Genomic DNA, 16847 nt, shown 5'->3' on the forward strand with positions numbered 1-16847 from the left:
CTTTCAAAGTTGGGGGTCGACGACGTGTTCGCGCGGGGGTGCGTCGATGACGCCGGTGAGTTCAGGGGTCGTCCACTCGGCGGCGAAGTCGGCATGGGGCAGGGCAGCCTCGACCGCGCCGGAGATCACCGCCCCACCCGGCTCCGGCGAGGCGGAGCTGGCCGTCGAGCTCAGGCGGTAAGTGGTCTCTGCACCTGCGGCCAGCGCGAGCGCCGGAGGCTGGTCGGGTGCAAGGCCGAGCTGGGCACGCAACCCATCCATTTCGGCCAGCGCGCTGCCGCGTTCGGACAGAACGTGGTCGAGCTGAGCCAGCCGAGGCGCCCCGGGCTGTTGTGACCAGAACTGCCCCGACAGCCCCGCTTGGTAGGCGCCGGTGATCTCGTCGGGGTCAGCGCCTGCGGATAGAGCGGCGCGGTTGGCCTCGCGCGCACCGTCCATCAGCCGCTCCATCTGACCGATCAGGACCTGCCCACCCTCGGGTGTTCCATCGAATTCGGCGGCCAGCCGGATGTGTTGAGCGGTCAGGTCTTGGAGTCGGCGCACCGCAGCGATCTGGGCCGGGACCTGGTCGAGGGTCGCGGCGACGTTGTCCGCGAGGGGTGCGTTGCGTTGCTCGGCGGGCAACAGCGCGGTGATCTCTTCCTCGCCGGTGTCGAGATCACCGAGAGCTTCCTCGGCGGACAGCAGCTCGTCAGCGCTGTTGATGATCGCCTCGATCTCGGCCAGGCTTAGTTCCTCGCCGGATCGTCCACCCAGCGCGCGATCAACCGCACTACCCGAGCGCGCCCCCTCACCACCGAGGTCGGGAACCACGCTCAAATGGCGGGGCCGCCACCGGGCTCCGTCTTGGGCCGAGTGGTCGTTGACCGGCTCGAGGTGCCCGGTCAGTTCCGCGGCTTGTCGTTGGGTGCGGACGGTGTTCGGGTCGATACCCGAGCCGCCCTCGATGAACGATTGCTGAAGTCGGCCGAATTCGACGCGGGCCGCTTCAGGGTCGGCAGTCCAGGCGCGCACTGCGATGTCGAGTTGTTGCCACAGCTGCTGATGCTCGGGCGTGCCACCCTGTTGCCATGGGCGAGCGATGGCGTAGGCGCGCGCATTGAGTTCAACGACCTGGGCCGGGGTTTCTCCGTAGGCGGCGATCTCGCGTAGTTGGTGGTAGGTGGCGAAGTCGGCGCGTAGTTCGGCTTCGACGTGGTCTGCGGCTTCGCGGTAGTAGCCGGGGTCGGTGAAGCTCGTTCCTCGGGTCTCCCAGCTCATCGCAAGCTCCCGTGGGAGTAATTGCGGTACAGCGGTGCGGGGTTCGAGGCAGAAGGTGGGTTTTCACGGGTATGGATGGGCATCGTGCTTCCTCGGATCGAGAAAACGTCACACCCTTGTCGGGTGTGTGAAGTCCCAGCGGTTCAGGTTCGGTCGCCTCGGTCCAGATCCCCCTAGCCGATGCGCCGACAAGGCACAGATTTGCGGTTGCGGCCCTACAGTTCTGGTCCGCGGTCGGTGCTGATCTCTCGGCCGCGCCCAGCTGCCGGGTCGTGGTCGGGCTCCCAGATCCACTCCCGGTCCTCGCCCAGGGCCGCGTCGACCACGGCGGTGATCGCAGTGCTCTCGGCGGCGAGATCGGTTGATTCGGAGCCGCGGATGGCGGTGTCGACGAACTGGACCCGCAACGCACTCGTCGCGTCGGCGAGCATCTGACGCGGTGTCGGCGGGCCCACCGTGGCGGGATCGGTGGGCGTGCCGGTCTCGGGATCTCGCGGAACATACGGTGGCACCGCCAACGCCGGATCCGCGCGGGCATAGCCGTTCCACTCCTGGGCCAGGGCTTGCTCGTCGTAGGCGGCAAAGGTGACCGCGTGCACGCGGCGGATCCCTTCCACGCTCGAACCCCACAGACTGTCACCTTCGGCCGGTGTCAGTTGCGCCGCGGCCGCGAGCACCGCCACCCGGTTGTGCAGGGCAGCCATGTTGTCGGCGAACTGGGCCACCGCGATCGGGTCGTGGTCGAAACCCCATCGCCCAGTAGCGATCCGGTTCACCCGTGCTGCTTCCAGGCCGGCCATGCGTTCCAGATTCCACAGGTCGACCTCGAGCATGTCGAGGTAGAACTCCTGCGCTTCGTTAGCGCGTGCGGGGTGGGAGCGCACCACGTGAGGCGAGGGTGAGCTCGCGCCGCGCTTGCCGAGTTCGCGGGCATCGAGGACCCAGCCCGGATCGACACCTTCCAGCATCGCCTCGAACTCGGCATGCTCGCTTTCGATGCGGAGTGTTTCGAGTCGCTCGGTCCACACCAGTTGGCTGTCTGCGGAGATGCCGTCGTCGAACATGGCGGGTCCGGCGTCGGTCACCTCGCGCAGCTGGGCAGCCGTGTTCTGGACCCGACGCAGGAGCTCGCCGTGGCGCTGACTCATGGAGGGTTCGTGTGCGCTGGTCATCGCCATTCCCCCAGTTCGTGGCCCGGCTGGTAGCCGGGGATGGTCGGATCAGGGTCGGTTCGTGGATCCGGCGCCCAGTCGGCGTGGGTGTCGGTGCTGGCAGCTTCCACTCCGGCATCGATCGCATCCGCGTCTTGGGGCCGTTGACCGATCGCCGCACCGAGTGCCTGTTCCGTGGCAGGGTGTTCGGTGCCCTCGGGTGGACGGGTTTCGCGTATCAGGACGGCTCGCGAGATCATCCGTTGTGGGCTCGGCAGGTCAGTGAGACTGTCCTCCACGAACTTTCCGGTGTCAGGGTCCTGGCGCCGGTAGAGGGGCATCCGCAGTCTCGCGTCGGCATCGGCATACTCCTGCCACTGTTCGAGTAGTTGCGCGTCGCTCATCTGGTCGGTAGCGGTGGCGTGCATGCGCCGCATGGCATCAGCGCCGGCGCCCCACATCCGTTCGCCTTCCTCTGAGGTGATCTGCGCGCCGACCACTAGGGATGAGGCCCGCGAAAACCGCACGTGCATGTGCTCGAGCAGGGCGGATGTGCGCGCGGACTCGACCGCGATACCGCCGTGGCGGGCCGCGACTCGAAGGTGGACTGCGGAGTCGAGGGCTGCCATCCGCTCGAGTTGCCACAGATCCAGGTCGAGCAGGTCGAGGAAGAACCGCTCGATTCCCAGCTCGCGCAGGGGAACCCGCCGCACCGCGCTGGGGTGCGGGCTCGCGCCTTGCTGCGAGCCCACCGTGCGCGCGTCATGGATCCACGTGAGATCCAAGCCTGCGGCCCGTGCCTGCTGCTCGGCGTCGTCGAGGGCGGCGTCGAGCCGGTCAGCCTGCTGCCGCACCTGCCGTGGGGGATCCGCGGGGTCGGCCTCGCCGATCAACATCGTTCCCGATTCGTGAAATCGGCTCACATCAGCGGCGAGGTTCTGGATCCTGTGCATCCAGTCGCTCCACTGTGCGGGCTCCTGGTGCAGATCGCGCCCGCTGGTCATGACCCCGCCCCCTGATCGACGCCCACTCCCTGTCCGCGTCCGGGCGGGTGTTGTTGTGGATCGGGGTCGGGCTCCCAGTCGGTGCCGAGCCCGGCGCTGGTCGCTTCTACCGCCGTGCCGATGCCATGACCAAGGCGTGGGGCCAGTTCGTCAGCGAAGCTGGCTGCGGCTAGCGCCTGTTCGGCGCGCTCGGCGACCTCCCACGGGGTCGGCGGTGCGAGATCTGTGGAGGCACTGGCCGCCAGGTTGTCAAAGCTGCGCGAGGCTTCGGCTTCGATTCCTTTCCACGACATTTCGGCGAACCGTTGCTGCAGCTCGGTATCGGTGTAGGAGGCTGCGGTCAGCTCCGCTAACTGTTGCCATGAGTCGGGTCCACGGCCCCACAACTGGTGGGCCTCACCCGGGTCGAGGTCGATCAGCGCCGCGGTGCCGGCGGCATGGCGCCACAGCGCGGCCATGTTGTCGTGGAGTTGGCGTTCTCCTGGCTCGTTGTCGGCCAACCCACCGGTGTGGACGCGATGCAGGTACTCCGCGCGGACCAGGGCCGTGTGTTCCAGGCGCCACACATCGTCGGCGATCTGGTCGAGCAGGTGCAGGCGCGTGGTGCTCGCCCCGGGCGGGGACATCGGCAACAGCGCGGTTTCGGGGGTATCGCCCCAGCGTGCTCCCCGGGCTCCGGTCTCGTTGGCGTAGTCGATCATTCGTTGTGGGATGTCGAGTCCGTGGGCGTGGAGCTCGATCTCGCCGCGCTCGGCTTCGAGTGCCCGCAGGTTGGTCCGCCAATTTTCGAGCTGGATGCTCGGGCCACTGGCGGCGCTCGAGTATTGCGGGTAACCGTGAAACAGCGTGCGGTAGTGCTCATAGCTCGAGTTCTGAATTCGTTCGAGCAGCCGAAGCTGCCACGACGGCAGATCCTCGGCACCTGAGAGCGGATGACTCACCGGGTTTCTCCAATCCTGTTGAACCACTGGGCTTTCTGTGATGGCGGGCTGTGACGGGCGATGGCTGTGACATCGGAAGGGTCACGGTCCCGGGCCTATGTCGGGCCCGCGGTATCGATCCGGGTGCGAAGCAGGCCGGTGATCGGTGGGCTCGAATTCGGTCTGGGAGTCGGCGCCGGTGGCCTCGATCGCGGCGTCGATGCCAGCACCACCCATCTCACGCACTACAAGAGGTTCGAGGGCGGCTGCGGCAAGCTCGACCATCCGGTCGGGCAGGACGGGGAGTTGGCGGTTGATATCGTCGGGGGTGATTCCGGCGGCTTGGAGCACCATTACCGGCATCGACACCGTGGCGAAGTTGGTCTCGACGACGGCCCGCCACCGCGCCATCAGCGCTGTCCGGTCCAGCGTTGCCATGGTCTGGGTGACGTGGTCGGTCCAGGGGTTGGTGGTCGGTTGCCACGCACGTTGTTGTTCAACGGTGGTCAGGCCCAGGGCGTGGCCGACGGCGCCGACGCGTTGCCAGTTCAGACCCATCACCCGCCGGAACGCGGCGAATCCCTCGCGCGGCAGAGTTCCCTGTCGGGAGAACGCGGCCCCGACTCCAGCCATCGTCTGCAATTCAGCGACTGCCCGCAGGTGTCCGCGAAGCAGGGTGTCGCGGTCGATGGCTTCGGTACTCAGTAGGGGCTGGCCAGGTTGCCAGCGGTGTCCACGTTCACCGGAAGCTCGGGTGTAGTCGATCACCGATTTCGGCACCCCGACAGCGGTCGCGATCGCTTCCAGGTTTTCCCGGGTACGGCGCCCGATATCGAGATGAGCCAACGCCATCGGTGACAGGCGCTCGTTGTTCCTCGTGCGGGATTGATCGATCAGGCGCTGGCTGTCGCTGGCCAGGTTCTGCACGGCCGTGAGTAGCTTGGCCTGGATCGGGTTCGGGTCAAACATCTCACCGGCCCCGTCCCACATCGGAATCGCGCCATACCTCGATCTCCTTACCCGTCACGCGTGCGAGCGAGGGTTCTGCTCCCCCGCTGGTCAAGTCAGGGTCGGGGGCGGTGGGGTCGATGTCGTGGACCGCTGCGGCCGATACGGCAGCCTCGATCCATTCACCGGCCTCGACGATCTCCGCGTCGATGATCGGGTCAGCGGCCGGGTCGGCGGTGCGGTCGAGATGATCTGCGAGGTAGTTGAATTCGTCGTTCAAGTGCGTGGTGATCGTGAGATCCGCAGCAAGCCCGGCCATGTCAGCGAAGCCTTCAGGCCCGCGATCGGACAGATCCGCACCGTTGTCGGACAAGACGCCTTCGAGGTCCAGGCCGGTGTCGTCGATGAACCGTTCTTCGTAGGCTTGGGCGGCGGCTTCGGCGTCCGAGGAAAGGTCGCGGGTGGCGTCTGCGGCGGCGAATTGGGCCGCCGCTGCCTGTCCTGCCCCGGTTCGTGCATCCGAGTGATGCAAGGTGTCGGTGAATCCGGCGGCACGACGCCGGATGTCGATCATCAGTTTCTTGAGCTCGACATCGAGTTTGTGCAGCTCCACGTCGCGGGTTTCTCGGTTGGTGTAGCCGGCGATGCGTTCGGTATGTAGCTCCTTGCTCTGTCTTCGAGAGAGCGCACCATCGTGTTCGCGTCGTGCGAGATCTGTTTCGGCGCGGGTGATTTGGCCTTCTTTGTGGCGGAGGTCGACCTCGGTGATCTGTGCTGCGTTGGCGATGCGTGCGCGGACCTCGTCGATCTTGGCCATGCTCAGCGCTCGCTCCGACCCCAGATTTCCGAGCCTGGCCTGGTGCTCGATCCACGACCGTTGGTTCTTGGCCGCTTCGATCGCGGATCGCTGCTCGGATTCGGCGCGTGAGCGCGATTCCCCTCCTCTGCTGCGGAACAGTGCGTTGGTGGTGTGGGCGGTCTGCAGCGCTTGCAGGAATCCTTGACGGACAGCTTGGCCACCTTCTTCGACCGGATCGCCGTTCATCACAGCACCAGCATTTCGGCGAGCAGCCACGCGCGTTCCGGGCCTTGGCGCGTCGATCTCGCGTACACCGAGAACGCGATCGGTGTGCGCTCGGCCGGGGTCAGGGTGACTGTCAGGACCCGGCTCGACGAGGTCGCGGTATCGGGCGGGTGGTCGTCACCGGTGAGACGAACCTCGGTCCGCAATGGCACGTGGTGCTCGACCCAGTCCTGCCACGAGGCGACGGTGATCGGCGACCAGAGCGATGTCCCCACGCGAGTGTCGGTCGAGTACGCGGCCCGCATCAGCGGTCGTGTGGCCTCGAACATCGACCGCGCATCCAGCCCGACCACCGGGTCCAGTTGATACAACGTGGTCACCGCGGCCCGCAGAACATCCGATGCCGAGCAGGGCCAGACCTCGGAGTGTGGTGGCGGAAAGGCCTCCGCGCTGCAGACCGGTTCGACCACCGGCGTATCCGCGGTCGAGCACCCACTCGCCGCCGTTACCGCCAAGACCACTGCGGCGGTAGTCGCGAACACAGCGGGTTTCATGACGCGCTCTGCCAGAGCTCGCGCAGGTCGACCGTCCGCCAAACGACCCGTTCGGGCGCGATGCATTGTTCGGCGGCCGGGTTGCGGACCGCGACGGTCGCGATATCGAGGACCAGGCCCTCGGTGGCGGCGATGCGGCGCAGCCGTTCGAAGTCCAGGCCGCGACTGCGGGCCAGGTTCAACCGCAAGACACCGGCTTCGGCGCCCCACTCACGCAAAGCGTGAGCGGCCAACTCGATCGCCTTCTCTGCCGACACCGTCGCCGCGTCGACACCATCGACCATGGCGGTGCCGAAGCGTTCGTGCCAGATCATGCGACCGGACGGGGCGCAGACGGTGAACGCCTGCAGGGTCGCCGCCGACCACACTGTCAGTGCCGGGCCCGTCGCGGCCTTGCGCACGAGGTTGGCACCTGAGTTTGCCCACAGGATTTCGGTCTGTCGCAGACCCTGGTAGTCGATACCTGCGACATCCAACAATGCCACGACGTAGCGCAGCGACATTTCTTCGGTCGTGAACCCGTATTCGGTGGCGAGGCTGTCGAATTCCTCTGTAGTCGCAAAGGTCCACAGGTCGGTCAACCGGTCGCGGACCATGTCTTCGGGTGTGATCGGCGCTGACGGGCCAGGGGTAGTGGGATGGGTTGTCATGGAGCTCTCCTCGAAGCAATCGGGTCAGAAATTCGGTTCGACGTGGTGTTGCGCTGACCTGGTCGGAGGCGGCAGGTCGTGGGTGTCGCCGTCTGCGATGCTGTGGGCGTCGTCGATACCGGTGGCGGCGATCGCGGCGCCGATGCGTGCACCTCCCACGCCTTCGGATTCCAGAGATGCGGTGTGCCAGGCGTTCTCGGCGGTTGCCTCGAGCACGTGCGGGGCAGGTGGTAGTTGATGGGGGGCACTGGCTGTGAGCTCGATGCCGACCATCCGCATCGCCGCGACCCGGACCCGTGCTTCGCGCACGCTCGCAAAGTGGGTGAGCTCACGCCATTGGCGCCCCTGATCGGGTGCCGACTGTTGCTGAATCTGGGCCTGGCGTGAGTGCCAGTGGGTCGGATCGGTGGCCCACCAGCCACGGGTTTCGGCTTCGGTGACGTTGATGGCGGTGGCGACCATCGCCACTCGCAACCACTGCAACCGCAGATGCTCACCCAGCTTCTGCGCTGCCGGTGCGCTCACCGGGCCGCGGTCGCGCCGGACCGGGCCCACGGCGGCCATGGTCCACAGTGCGTCGGCCTGGTGGTGTAGCTGAGCGATCAGCAGCGACCGCGAGACCGGACGGCGAGGAGGCAACGAGGAAGTCCCGGTCGCTTTTCGACCTTCCTGACCAGCTTGTCGTGCAAAGTCGATCCAGTTGGCGGGCACCCCGATCGCCGCAGCCTGTTCGTTGAGGACCCGCCCAGCGATCGAGAGATCCCGGAAAGTCTGGATTCGGCTGTGTGGTTCCCGCGCCAGCAGCATCAGATCGACGGTGACGTTCTGGATCGCCGCCGCCATCCGTCGATGCACGAGCATCGGAGGTGTACTACTGCCGGGGTTGTTCTCCGGCGACGCGGCCAGCACCGGGCTGGCGGGCTCGAGTGGTTGGGTGGTGTCAGCCATGGCCGGTCACCGAGTTGATGCGATAGCTCGACATCCGCCACCCCTGCGACGTCTCTGTCACCGTGGCGGTGACGTGCATCCGCCGGTAGAGGGTGGTGGAGCCGTCCCGGTGGAGTACCTGCTGAGTCACCGACGCCGCGACCGTCGCCCCGGCGATGTCGGTTTTCGTCTGCTCGGCGTCGACCAAGGCGGTGACGATGTCGTTGCTGTCGCGCCATCGCGCCCATTCCGGCAGCGGTGCCAATCCGCTCGCGACACCACTGTTCGCTGCGGCAGCCAGTTCGCCGGTCAGCCACGGTGCGGCGCGGGTCAACCCGGTGCCGGGGCCGGGGTCGGTGCGTGGTTGCCAGGAGAACATGGCCGCCAAACCCATGTGGGTGGCGGTCCGGGCGTCGGCAGCCGCGGGATCCGGCCCCTCCACGTGGGCGGTACCCGGTGTGTGCGTACCGGGCACGGGCGCGCTGTCCTGCGCGCCGACCACCAGCACCGTGGCGAGCACGATCAGGACGGCCGCGACACCGAGGGTCACAGCCCACAGAGGTAGACGGTTCACCATGGTGTCCTCAGCTCATCGTCGTCGACATCTGGGTGGCCATCGCGAGAATGCTGGCCACATACGGGCGGGTCTGAACTTCGTAATCCGTTGAACCCTTGGGGAATCCACCCGAGCGCAGCACGGCGTATTCGCCCGCGTTGTAGCCGGCGAGGTAGAGCTCGACGGCACCGTTGGGGGCGATGACTTTGCCCTGCTCGATCCAGGCATCGACGTGGTCGGCGATGTCGCACAGGTAGCGGGCTTGGCCGATGATCGCGTCGCCGTCGTCCCACACGCTGGCGACGCCGCTGCTGTCGGCGTCGATCACATATGGCTGCCCGTCGGAGGCGAGAGCGGTCGCGGTGCCGGGCAGAAACTGCGCCAGACCTTGCGCACCAGCCGACGATGTCAGCCCGCGCCGGTACCCGGATTCTTGTTTGCCCTGGGCAGCGAGCAGCGACGCGCTGATTTGCGGGCATACGGTGCCACCCAGCCGATACCACGGTTCCAAGTCGGCGGGGACGGTGTTTGGCGCGAGATCGGCCTCTCCGCCACTGGATCCGCACGTCGATGCTGTGCTGGTGCCGGGTGGGTTGGTCGCGACGGAGCCGATCGGTGAGCCGTCTGGGTATCCCCCGCCCGGGGTGGTCACGTGGACATGGTCCATGTGATTGGCGGTGGCCCCGCCCCGGTCTTCCATCAGGTTGGACTCGCCGCTGGCCGCACGGTAGGTCTGGCGCCAGATCAAATAGTCGATCCGCAGTGCAACGGAGTTGGTGAGAACGAAGCCGGCGATCTGGTCACCGAGGGCTTTGCCGTCCCCGGATGTCGGGTCAGGGATCATGATGTCGATCGCCCGGCCACTGGGGTGATCGGGCAGATCATCCTCACGCTGCCCATAGATCTTCTGCACCTGAGGGAACCGTTGAACGATCGTGCGTGCCAGACGGATCGAGTCGACCTGCAACCCACGCTCCAAGCCGATCGACGCAGGCATTTCGGGCAGCTCGGAGCCTGCCGCCGCACCGGCGCCAGCTACGGGAGCATCGCTGACTGATGTCGTCGGCGGCGACACCGCGCTCGATGTCGCGACACTGGTCGACTGGTCTGCATTTCCATGGAGCAGCCACGGCATCGGGTCGATGGCCGTACCGCCGCCGAATCGTCCTCCTTCGGTCCAGATTTCGAGATGCAGGTGCGCCCCGTCGGGGCCTGGGGGGACGGTTTGACCGTTGTAGCCGACGCCGGCGATCAGTTGACCGATACGCACGTTCTGGCCTTGTTCGACACGGACGTCGTCGGCGAACATGTGACCGTAGACCGAGGACACGGTTTCGCCGTCGATGTTGTGGTCGATGACCACCCAGATCCCGAACCCGCTGGCAGCTCCCACCCGCACGACGAGTCCGTCGGCGACCGCGTAGATGGGAGTCTTGGACGCGGCGGCGAAGTCTTGGCCCTGATGGTTTGTGCCCCAACGCATTCCGAAACCCGAGGTCAGGGTGTAGCTGCCCTCGGCCATCGGCATCGTCCTCGCGTCACCGGTCGCCGAGGCCGCCCCGCTCGGCACCGCCGACGGCGCGCAGCCCCCCTCCTCGACAACGCCCGCGAACAGCAGCAGCCCAAGCAGCATCAGGACCGCGCCCACGACCGCGACCGTTACCCGAGCGGCACTACTCATCGCGACACCACCGGGTGACTGTGGGTCTCGTGGGTGTGCGAGCTCGGGATGTGGTTTCGCTGACGACCGGGTTCGACGGTGCTCATCGCTGATTCACCGACCCACCGGAGGTGTGGCCGATGTTGTCGAAGCGGCGGTTGGTGTTGTGGATATCGGAGTCGCGTTCGGTGGGGGTGAACACCATCCGGAACGGGATGCCGGGCTCTTCGGCTTCACCGGTCTTGAGTAGGTAGCACCCTGTGCCCGGCGGTATTTCGCGTCGGGAGGTGTCGAGGTCGTCGTCGCTGGGTGGGCGCGGCGCCGCCCAGGAGGTGACCAACAATTTCTCGGTGTCGGTCATCCCGGCCACCGCGGCGATGCGGTTGGCTTCTTCGGGCCCGACCGGGCCGATGATCTTCGCGCGGGCGCGTTCGAAGAATCCGAGCGCTTTGGCTTGTGCGGCTGGGGAGTCGAAGGCGGCGAGGTCTTTGATGGTGTGGGAACACATGATCAGCCCGGTGGCCAAGGGCCGGTTGAGTCGGGTCAGCGCGTCGACGCGGTCGACCATGAATTCACCGACGCCGAGCACACGCCAGATCTCGTCCATGACGACTTCGAACGTCCGTGCCGGGGCCAGGCCCGCGTCGGCGAGGGCGTGGGCGGCGGCGACCGCGCCGAACCCGTCCGACCAACAGGTCATCAGAACGGCTGCCAGCAGTTTGGTGTCGCCTTCGGGGATACGGGAGATGTCGATGCAGATCGCGGGACTCGACAGATCCAGCCGGGTCGAGGTGGGTCCGTTGAAGATCGCCCCGAACGGTCCTTCGACCAGGGCGCGCATCGACCGACGCAAGGTTTTCGTCGCGGCCCGGTAGGAGATTTCGTCGTCTTCTTCGGCGAACGCGCGTAGCCGCTCGCCACCGGCGGAGATCACCGCGAGCAGGTTCTCCAGCAGTGGCGGGTTCTGGTGGCTGAAACCACCTGCCGGGCTGTAGAGCTCGCGCAGACCGGCGGCGAGTAGCACTTCCTCGTAGTCCTCGACCCGGGCTCCGCGCACGAGCTCGATCAGCCCGGCGACGATGTTGATCTGGCCCGCTTCGACCCGCGCCATAACCTGGCGGCGCTGATCGGCATCGGGGAGCCGGTCGATGGTGGCGCCCAGGGCGCCGACATCGAGGGGGTTGATGGTTCCGTGGCCGTAGCCGACATCGACGACCTGCCCACCGAGGCGCTCGACCAGGTCGCGGTATTCGCCTTTGGTGTCGCCCATGCACAGCACGGTCTCCCCCGCCGCGACCGCACCCGCGACGATGCGTCGGATCAGCGAGGACTTGCCGAAGCCGTTGAGCGCCAACACGAACGCGATCGGGGCGGTGATGAATCCCCGCAGAAACCACGACATCGGGTCGAAATGCACCGGGGCGCCGGTGATGTAGTGACTGCCCACCGGCACCCCCGCGGTCGGGGCGCTCGCACCGACGCAGAACGGCCACAACCCAGCCACCTGCACGGTCGTCGCACGCCACTCCGGGGTACGCGGCACCACCGACGCACGACCACCGCCCGCACCGGCATAGCCGCGATCGGTGAACGCCGGGGCGGTGAGGTCGAACCCGTCACCGGCGGTGCCGTCGCGGCGGCGCGCTGCGGTCGCACGTCGATGGTCATCGCTCGAGAGCAGCATTCGAGCCCGCCAACCGCGCAGGCCACCCCTGGTCAGGGCCGTCATCTCGACCTGACCACGATGGAGGGTAGTCAGGACCCTGATGCCCTCGACGATCTCGGTTTTCGCGGGTTTGCCTCGGCGACGGAAGCTCCCGGCGCGCGCGTTCATCCCGACACCCGATCGGAGATGGAAGCGTGTTCGGGCAAGATCAGCCCGATCCCGAGCGAGGCAGCGAACCCCGCGGCCTGGTAGCCGTAGCAGCGGCGCACCGTCAACCGCGACGCCGCCGCCATTCCTTTGACCGAGGCCTCGATTCCGGGCAGGTCGGCGTCGAGGTGATCGGTCACCGTCACCAACACCCCGAACCGGGTCAACCCCGCCCCGCGCGCTTGCTCCTCCCGCGCGGCCGAGGTGTTCCCGACCCGGATCCGCGCCGCCGCCGATGAGATCCCTCGTTCGGTTTGTTCGGCGGCGACCGCGTCGCGGAAGTCCGAGTCCACCAACGACGTCGCTTCAGCGGCTGAATGCAGGCGGTAGACGATCGCGACCCGTTTGCGAGGCATGTCCGGGCGCGGACGCAACAGCTCTTCGAGGACGGTTTCCATCACCGCCCCGCGTGGTGCACCGTCCATCTCCCACGTGATCGAGCGGGCACCGTCGTGGACGTAGTGATCCCACCGATCATGATGGGCGAGCGGTCCGACCGAATCCCACGACTGCGACTCCACGATCTGCGCCCCGGCCGCCTCGACATCGCGCTGCGAAGCGAGGTCGAATCGACTGCGCACCAGACCCAGCACTTCCCACGCGTGCAGGGGTGTGGCGGGCAGGCCGGCGCGAGCGAGCTGCGACAGCACCGATTGCAGGCGTTGCCCGATCTCGCGGGCCTGCTCGGCCTGGTCACGGCGAATACGGCCCTTGCCGATCGCCCGGTAGGTAATCGCGATACGAGCTTCGATCCGCACCCCGACCCCGCCACTGTCAGCGGCGGCTTCCTTCATCACCGCCTTGGCGAAGTCAGGGGCGTTCGGGCGGATCAGCCGGGCGACTTCGCGGGTTTGCTTCAACCGGGTCTCGACGGTGTTGTCCAACACCGCAGTCACCGCGACGACTTCACCACCACGGCTTTGCGAGGCCAGGAACTGACCGAATCCATCAACCCAGGAATCGATTTGGGCCTGGTCAACGAGTTCCTTGCCGCGCGGGATCACCCGCACGATCACCGTGTAGTGATCGCTACGCCGGATATGCAGCATCGCGAACCGCTTCCCACCCGGCGTCTCGTACTCGGTCAGGCGTGAATCAGCCAGCAACCCAGGCAGTTTCGCCAAACCCGGTAGCCGGGAGAACCGCCCGGACCGGTAGGTCAGCTCGCCGCGAGATCGAGCGCGGGCGAACTGAACCCGAAGCAGCAACAGTTCCCAACCGGTGCGCCCGTTGCGCGTCACCGCCAGCGGGACGAACACCACTGCCGCACCGAGCAGGACAGCGCCTGCGAATTCCAGCGAGCGGGTGATCATGAACGACACCATCACCGTGATGATCAAGCCGAGACCGAGCAGCGACACGCCCCAAGTCAGACCGAAGAACCCGGCTGAGCGAGGCTGCTCCCAGCGCCCATACATCCGTGTGCTCATCGCCGAACCTCCCCGGGACCGAGTGCATCGGGATCCATCTGTGGCGACGACTCCGGAATAGAGCTTTGAGCGGCCGAAGCAGTGCCTCGCAGCGCGCCGCCTGCGAGTTGGGCGCCTAACATCGCCGCCCCCGCAGGGCCCGCGCCCATCGCACCGGCAGCGGCCGCATTGCCCGAACCACCGGCACCCGCGGCAGAAGCCCCGCCAGCACGCGAACCACCCCCAACCGGACCTGCTGACACAGACCCGCCGCCACCCGGCGCCGAGCCTGTCCCGCCAGACGGCGATCCCGAACTCGCTGCCATCGGCCGCGCCCCACCAGCACCACTCGGCCCAGAAGGCGGTGAGCCTGCCCGGCTCGATGATCCGGCCGATGGACCAGAGTTTTGAGCCTCAGACATCTTTCTGGCCTGCGATCCGCCGCTGCCGACAGCCGACATGGCGATACCCGCGCCAGCGCCGGCCAGCGCTGATGCCGCTCCGCCTCCGCCGCCGAGCGTGGATACCGCTGGTGCGATCAAGCGGATCAGCGCTGGTAGCACGATCACGCTCATCACCATCAAGATCACCCCCAGCAAGATCATCTGGGGATCTGGTTCGTCACCACTGCCGGTGACGGTGAACGCGATCGCATAGACCAACGCTCCGACCGGCTTCCACAGCACGAACGCCAGCGACCACGCCACCAGGCGCTTGTAGGCTTGCGAACCGGGGCCGGTCCCCGACGCTGCTGCCGCCATCGGAATCACCGCGACAACCACAACCAGCAGGGCCTGTCGAACCACCAGCATGACCAGCTGAACCAACAAGCTGATCAAGCCGAGCACGCTGAGAACGAGCAGGATTCCGGAGCCGAGGTTGCCCGTGATCCGCGGATCGGCGATGCGACCGACGGCGGTATCGAGGTCACCGCGGGCTGCGTCGAAGACAACCCATGATGCGAACTCGTCGCCAGCCGTAGTCGCGACGGTGATCAACACACCGAACGTCATCGCGCCGAACGTTGCCCGCGCCAACATCAGAAAGCTCTCCTGAGCTTCCCCCGCCGCGGCACCCCGCTTGGCCAATGCCAGACGTGCGGCCGCGAATATGATCCCGGCCGTCAACAGCACCACCTGCAGGCCGCTGGTGTATTCGCGGATCTGGGCGAGTACCGGGGCGGGCTGGCCCTGGGAGGTGGTTAGTTCCGGCGACGGAAAGGTCGTCCACCAGGCCATCACCAACCGCAGCGCCGTCACGAGGCTGTCGATGAGATCGGCTGCGATGCCGCCGATCACCGAGTCGCTCGCCATCTCAGCCACGCCCCCTGCCGCATCTGCGAGTTGGCACGCTTCCTTTATCCCGGGCACCGCGACACAGGCGAGATCGGGGAGTTGGGCGTGGACACCATCTCCCGGTGCGACCGGCGCGGCGAGGATGCTGGTCACGACTGCCTCCAGCGGCCGAATCCAGCGGCTGAGGCGGTGGGTGTGGCTGGGCGCCAGAGAGTTTCAATGTCGTCGGGAGTGCGGATGCGCCAATCGCCCTCGACCCAGACCATGGGCCAGGTCGCGATCGCGTACCCGCTCGTGGAACGGACCGCGAGCTGAACCACGGCTAGGTCATCGCGGTAGCCGGGCTGTACCCGCACCCCTTCGGGGACGGTGACGTAGCGAGCCATATCCGGGGCGCTGACCCGGGAACGGGCGAACTGGTCGATCAACGTATCGCCGCCACCGTAAAAGCGGTCCCGAACTACATTTCGCCAGATCGGTTCCGGTGCGGCGTAGACCCGCCCGATCGCGTCCATCGCCGCCAATGCAGCACCTTGGGGTGTGTGGGCGAATCCTTCCGCCACACCGGCGTCGATGCGTGCGGGGCCGTCGCTGCCTGAGACCGGCACGGCCGCGCCGTCCCAGATTCGCTGCCACTGCAGTCGAGCCGGTGCCGCGGTCAGGAAATCCGATCGCGTCGCTTCGATCCGATCCTCGGCGATCTGCGGCAGCGCCGCACCGGCTTCCTCAACTGGGACTTCGAGACGGTTGCCGAACATGTCGACTGTTGGCGGACGCGCTGATGACGGTGTCGGCGGCGGCGTGGCGGTCGTCGTGGGCTGTCCGCTCTGCACTGAGGGTTGGGCGGTGTCAGGCTGGTCGTCGCCGGTGACGGTCAGGACGAACACGACGATCACCACAGCGGCGATGATGCTGAGCACAAAGAGCAGGGTTCGAGTCGAACGCATCAGAGTTGGTCCTCACGGTTTCGGCAGGGCGACCATGTCGTTGGGCACCGAATCCACTGCGGTGACCGGGCTTTCGGTGACGGTGTCGGGCAGTCGCAGTCGCCACCCGTCGGTGGCCCAGATGACGGTGGCGGTGTTGCGGGTGATCGAGCGGTCCGGATAGGTCGAGTAGGTCTGGACCTGCGCTTCGGTGTCGGCGTAGGCCGTGACGAGGTAGCCGAGGATCCTGGGCACCATGTCGGTGGCCGGGGTGGTGATCGAGATCTGGGCGCGAGCTGTCGCCCAGGTGTCGCGTCCTCGGCCAGGGGCGATCATTCGTTGCCCGACCGAGGCCCACTGACCGTCCGGTGCGACCGACATGCGCACGGTCGCGTGGATCGCGGCCAGAGCGGCTCCGACCGGGGACCGGTCACAGTCCGTGGCGACCACACCATCGATCACGCGGGGACCTTGCACTGCGATCGGCAGGTCGATGCCTTGGTAGGTCCGCCAGCTCAGCCCACTCGGGATCAGCTGTGCAGCGTCGGTGGTGGCAAGTGCGCGCGAGTCCTCGTCGGAGTCGGTGTCACCACAGCCCGTGGCGGCGATAGCCGCCATGGCGAGCACGATCCACACGGTGACCGTCCGGTGGGCGCGTGCCGAAAGTTTCTGTGACATAGGGATGTCCTG

General features: G+C 66.9%; 16 protein-coding genes. All 16 read right to left on the reverse strand.

All coding sequences use genetic code 11. The features are described 5' to 3' along the window. Positions 1-3: 3 nt before the first annotated feature. Positions 4-1260, reverse strand: a complete 1257-nt coding sequence (locus QX204_RS28185) for a hypothetical protein (protein ID WP_301903545.1) — start codon at positions 1258-1260, stop codon at positions 4-6. Between the two features lie 215 nt (positions 1261-1475). Then, on the reverse strand, positions 1476-2432 hold the full coding sequence (locus tag QX204_RS28190; protein WP_301903546.1) for a hypothetical protein: 957 nt from the start codon (positions 2430-2432) through the stop codon (positions 1476-1478). Further along, positions 2429-3415 (reverse strand): hypothetical protein, encoded by a 987-nt coding sequence (locus tag QX204_RS28195; protein ID WP_301903547.1) that lies wholly within the window; start codon positions 3413-3415, stop codon positions 2429-2431. Before QX204_RS28195 ends, QX204_RS28190 begins: the two co-directional genes overlap by 4 nt. Beyond that, the gene (locus QX204_RS28200) at positions 3412-4356 is read right to left on the reverse strand and encodes a hypothetical protein (protein WP_301903548.1); all 945 of its coding nucleotides are present in this window, start codon (positions 4354-4356) and stop codon (positions 3412-3414) included. Before QX204_RS28200 ends, QX204_RS28195 begins: the two co-directional genes overlap by 4 nt. An 81-nt stretch (positions 4357-4437) precedes the next feature. Next, entirely contained in the window at positions 4438-5304 is an 867-nt protein-coding gene (locus tag QX204_RS28205) for a hypothetical protein (RefSeq protein WP_301903549.1), read from the reverse strand. 1 nt (position 5305) lies between these two features. Next, entirely contained in the window at positions 5306-6328 is a 1023-nt protein-coding gene (locus QX204_RS28210; RefSeq protein ID WP_301903550.1) for a hypothetical protein, read from the reverse strand. Beyond that, positions 6328-6861, reverse strand: a complete 534-nt coding sequence (locus QX204_RS28215; protein WP_301903551.1) for a hypothetical protein — start codon at positions 6859-6861, stop codon at positions 6328-6330. The genes QX204_RS28210 and QX204_RS28215 overlap by 1 nt, the downstream gene beginning before the upstream one ends. After that, a complete protein-coding gene (locus tag QX204_RS28220; protein ID WP_301903552.1) occupies positions 6858-7511 on the reverse strand; it encodes a hypothetical protein in 654 nt (217 codons plus the stop codon). The genes QX204_RS28215 and QX204_RS28220 overlap by 4 nt, the downstream gene beginning before the upstream one ends. A 24-nt stretch (positions 7512-7535) precedes the next feature. Further along, the gene (locus QX204_RS28225) at positions 7536-8459 is read right to left on the reverse strand and encodes a hypothetical protein (protein WP_301903553.1); all 924 of its coding nucleotides are present in this window, start codon (positions 8457-8459) and stop codon (positions 7536-7538) included. Then, positions 8452-9012, reverse strand: a complete 561-nt coding sequence (locus QX204_RS28230; protein WP_301903554.1) for a hypothetical protein — start codon at positions 9010-9012, stop codon at positions 8452-8454. The genes QX204_RS28225 and QX204_RS28230 overlap by 8 nt, the downstream gene beginning before the upstream one ends. Positions 9013-9022: 10 nt before the next feature. Further along, positions 9023-10675, reverse strand: a complete 1653-nt coding sequence (locus QX204_RS28235) for a VldE C-terminal domain-containing protein (protein WP_358186002.1) — start codon at positions 10673-10675, stop codon at positions 9023-9025. Positions 10676-10757: 82 nt separating this feature from the next. Further along, on the reverse strand, positions 10758-12488 hold the full coding sequence (locus QX204_RS28240) for a putative type IV secretion/conjugal transfer ATPase (RefSeq protein WP_301903555.1): 1731 nt from the start codon (positions 12486-12488) through the stop codon (positions 10758-10760). After that, positions 12485-13957 carry an SCO6880 family protein gene (locus QX204_RS28245; RefSeq protein WP_301903556.1) on the reverse strand — a complete coding sequence of 491 codons (1473 nt, stop codon included), beginning with the start codon at positions 13955-13957 and terminating at the stop codon, positions 12485-12487. The genes QX204_RS28240 and QX204_RS28245 overlap by 4 nt, the downstream gene beginning before the upstream one ends. Then, positions 13954-15384 carry a hypothetical protein gene (locus QX204_RS28250; protein WP_301903557.1) on the reverse strand — a complete coding sequence of 477 codons (1431 nt, stop codon included), beginning with the start codon at positions 15382-15384 and terminating at the stop codon, positions 13954-13956. The genes QX204_RS28245 and QX204_RS28250 overlap by 4 nt, the downstream gene beginning before the upstream one ends. After that, on the reverse strand, positions 15381-16178 hold the full coding sequence (locus QX204_RS28255) for a DUF8175 domain-containg protein (protein ID WP_301903558.1): 798 nt from the start codon (positions 16176-16178) through the stop codon (positions 15381-15383). Before QX204_RS28255 ends, QX204_RS28250 begins: the two co-directional genes overlap by 4 nt. A gap of 12 nt (positions 16179-16190) precedes the next feature. Beyond that, the gene (locus QX204_RS28260) at positions 16191-16835 is read right to left on the reverse strand and encodes a DUF8175 domain-containg protein (RefSeq protein WP_301903559.1); all 645 of its coding nucleotides are present in this window, start codon (positions 16833-16835) and stop codon (positions 16191-16193) included. Positions 16836-16847 lie beyond the last annotated feature (12 nt).

It is taken from the genome of Nocardia sp. PE-7 (assembly GCF_030486425.1).
GTDB lineage: Bacteria > Actinomycetota > Actinomycetes > Mycobacteriales > Mycobacteriaceae > Nocardia > Nocardia salmonicida_A.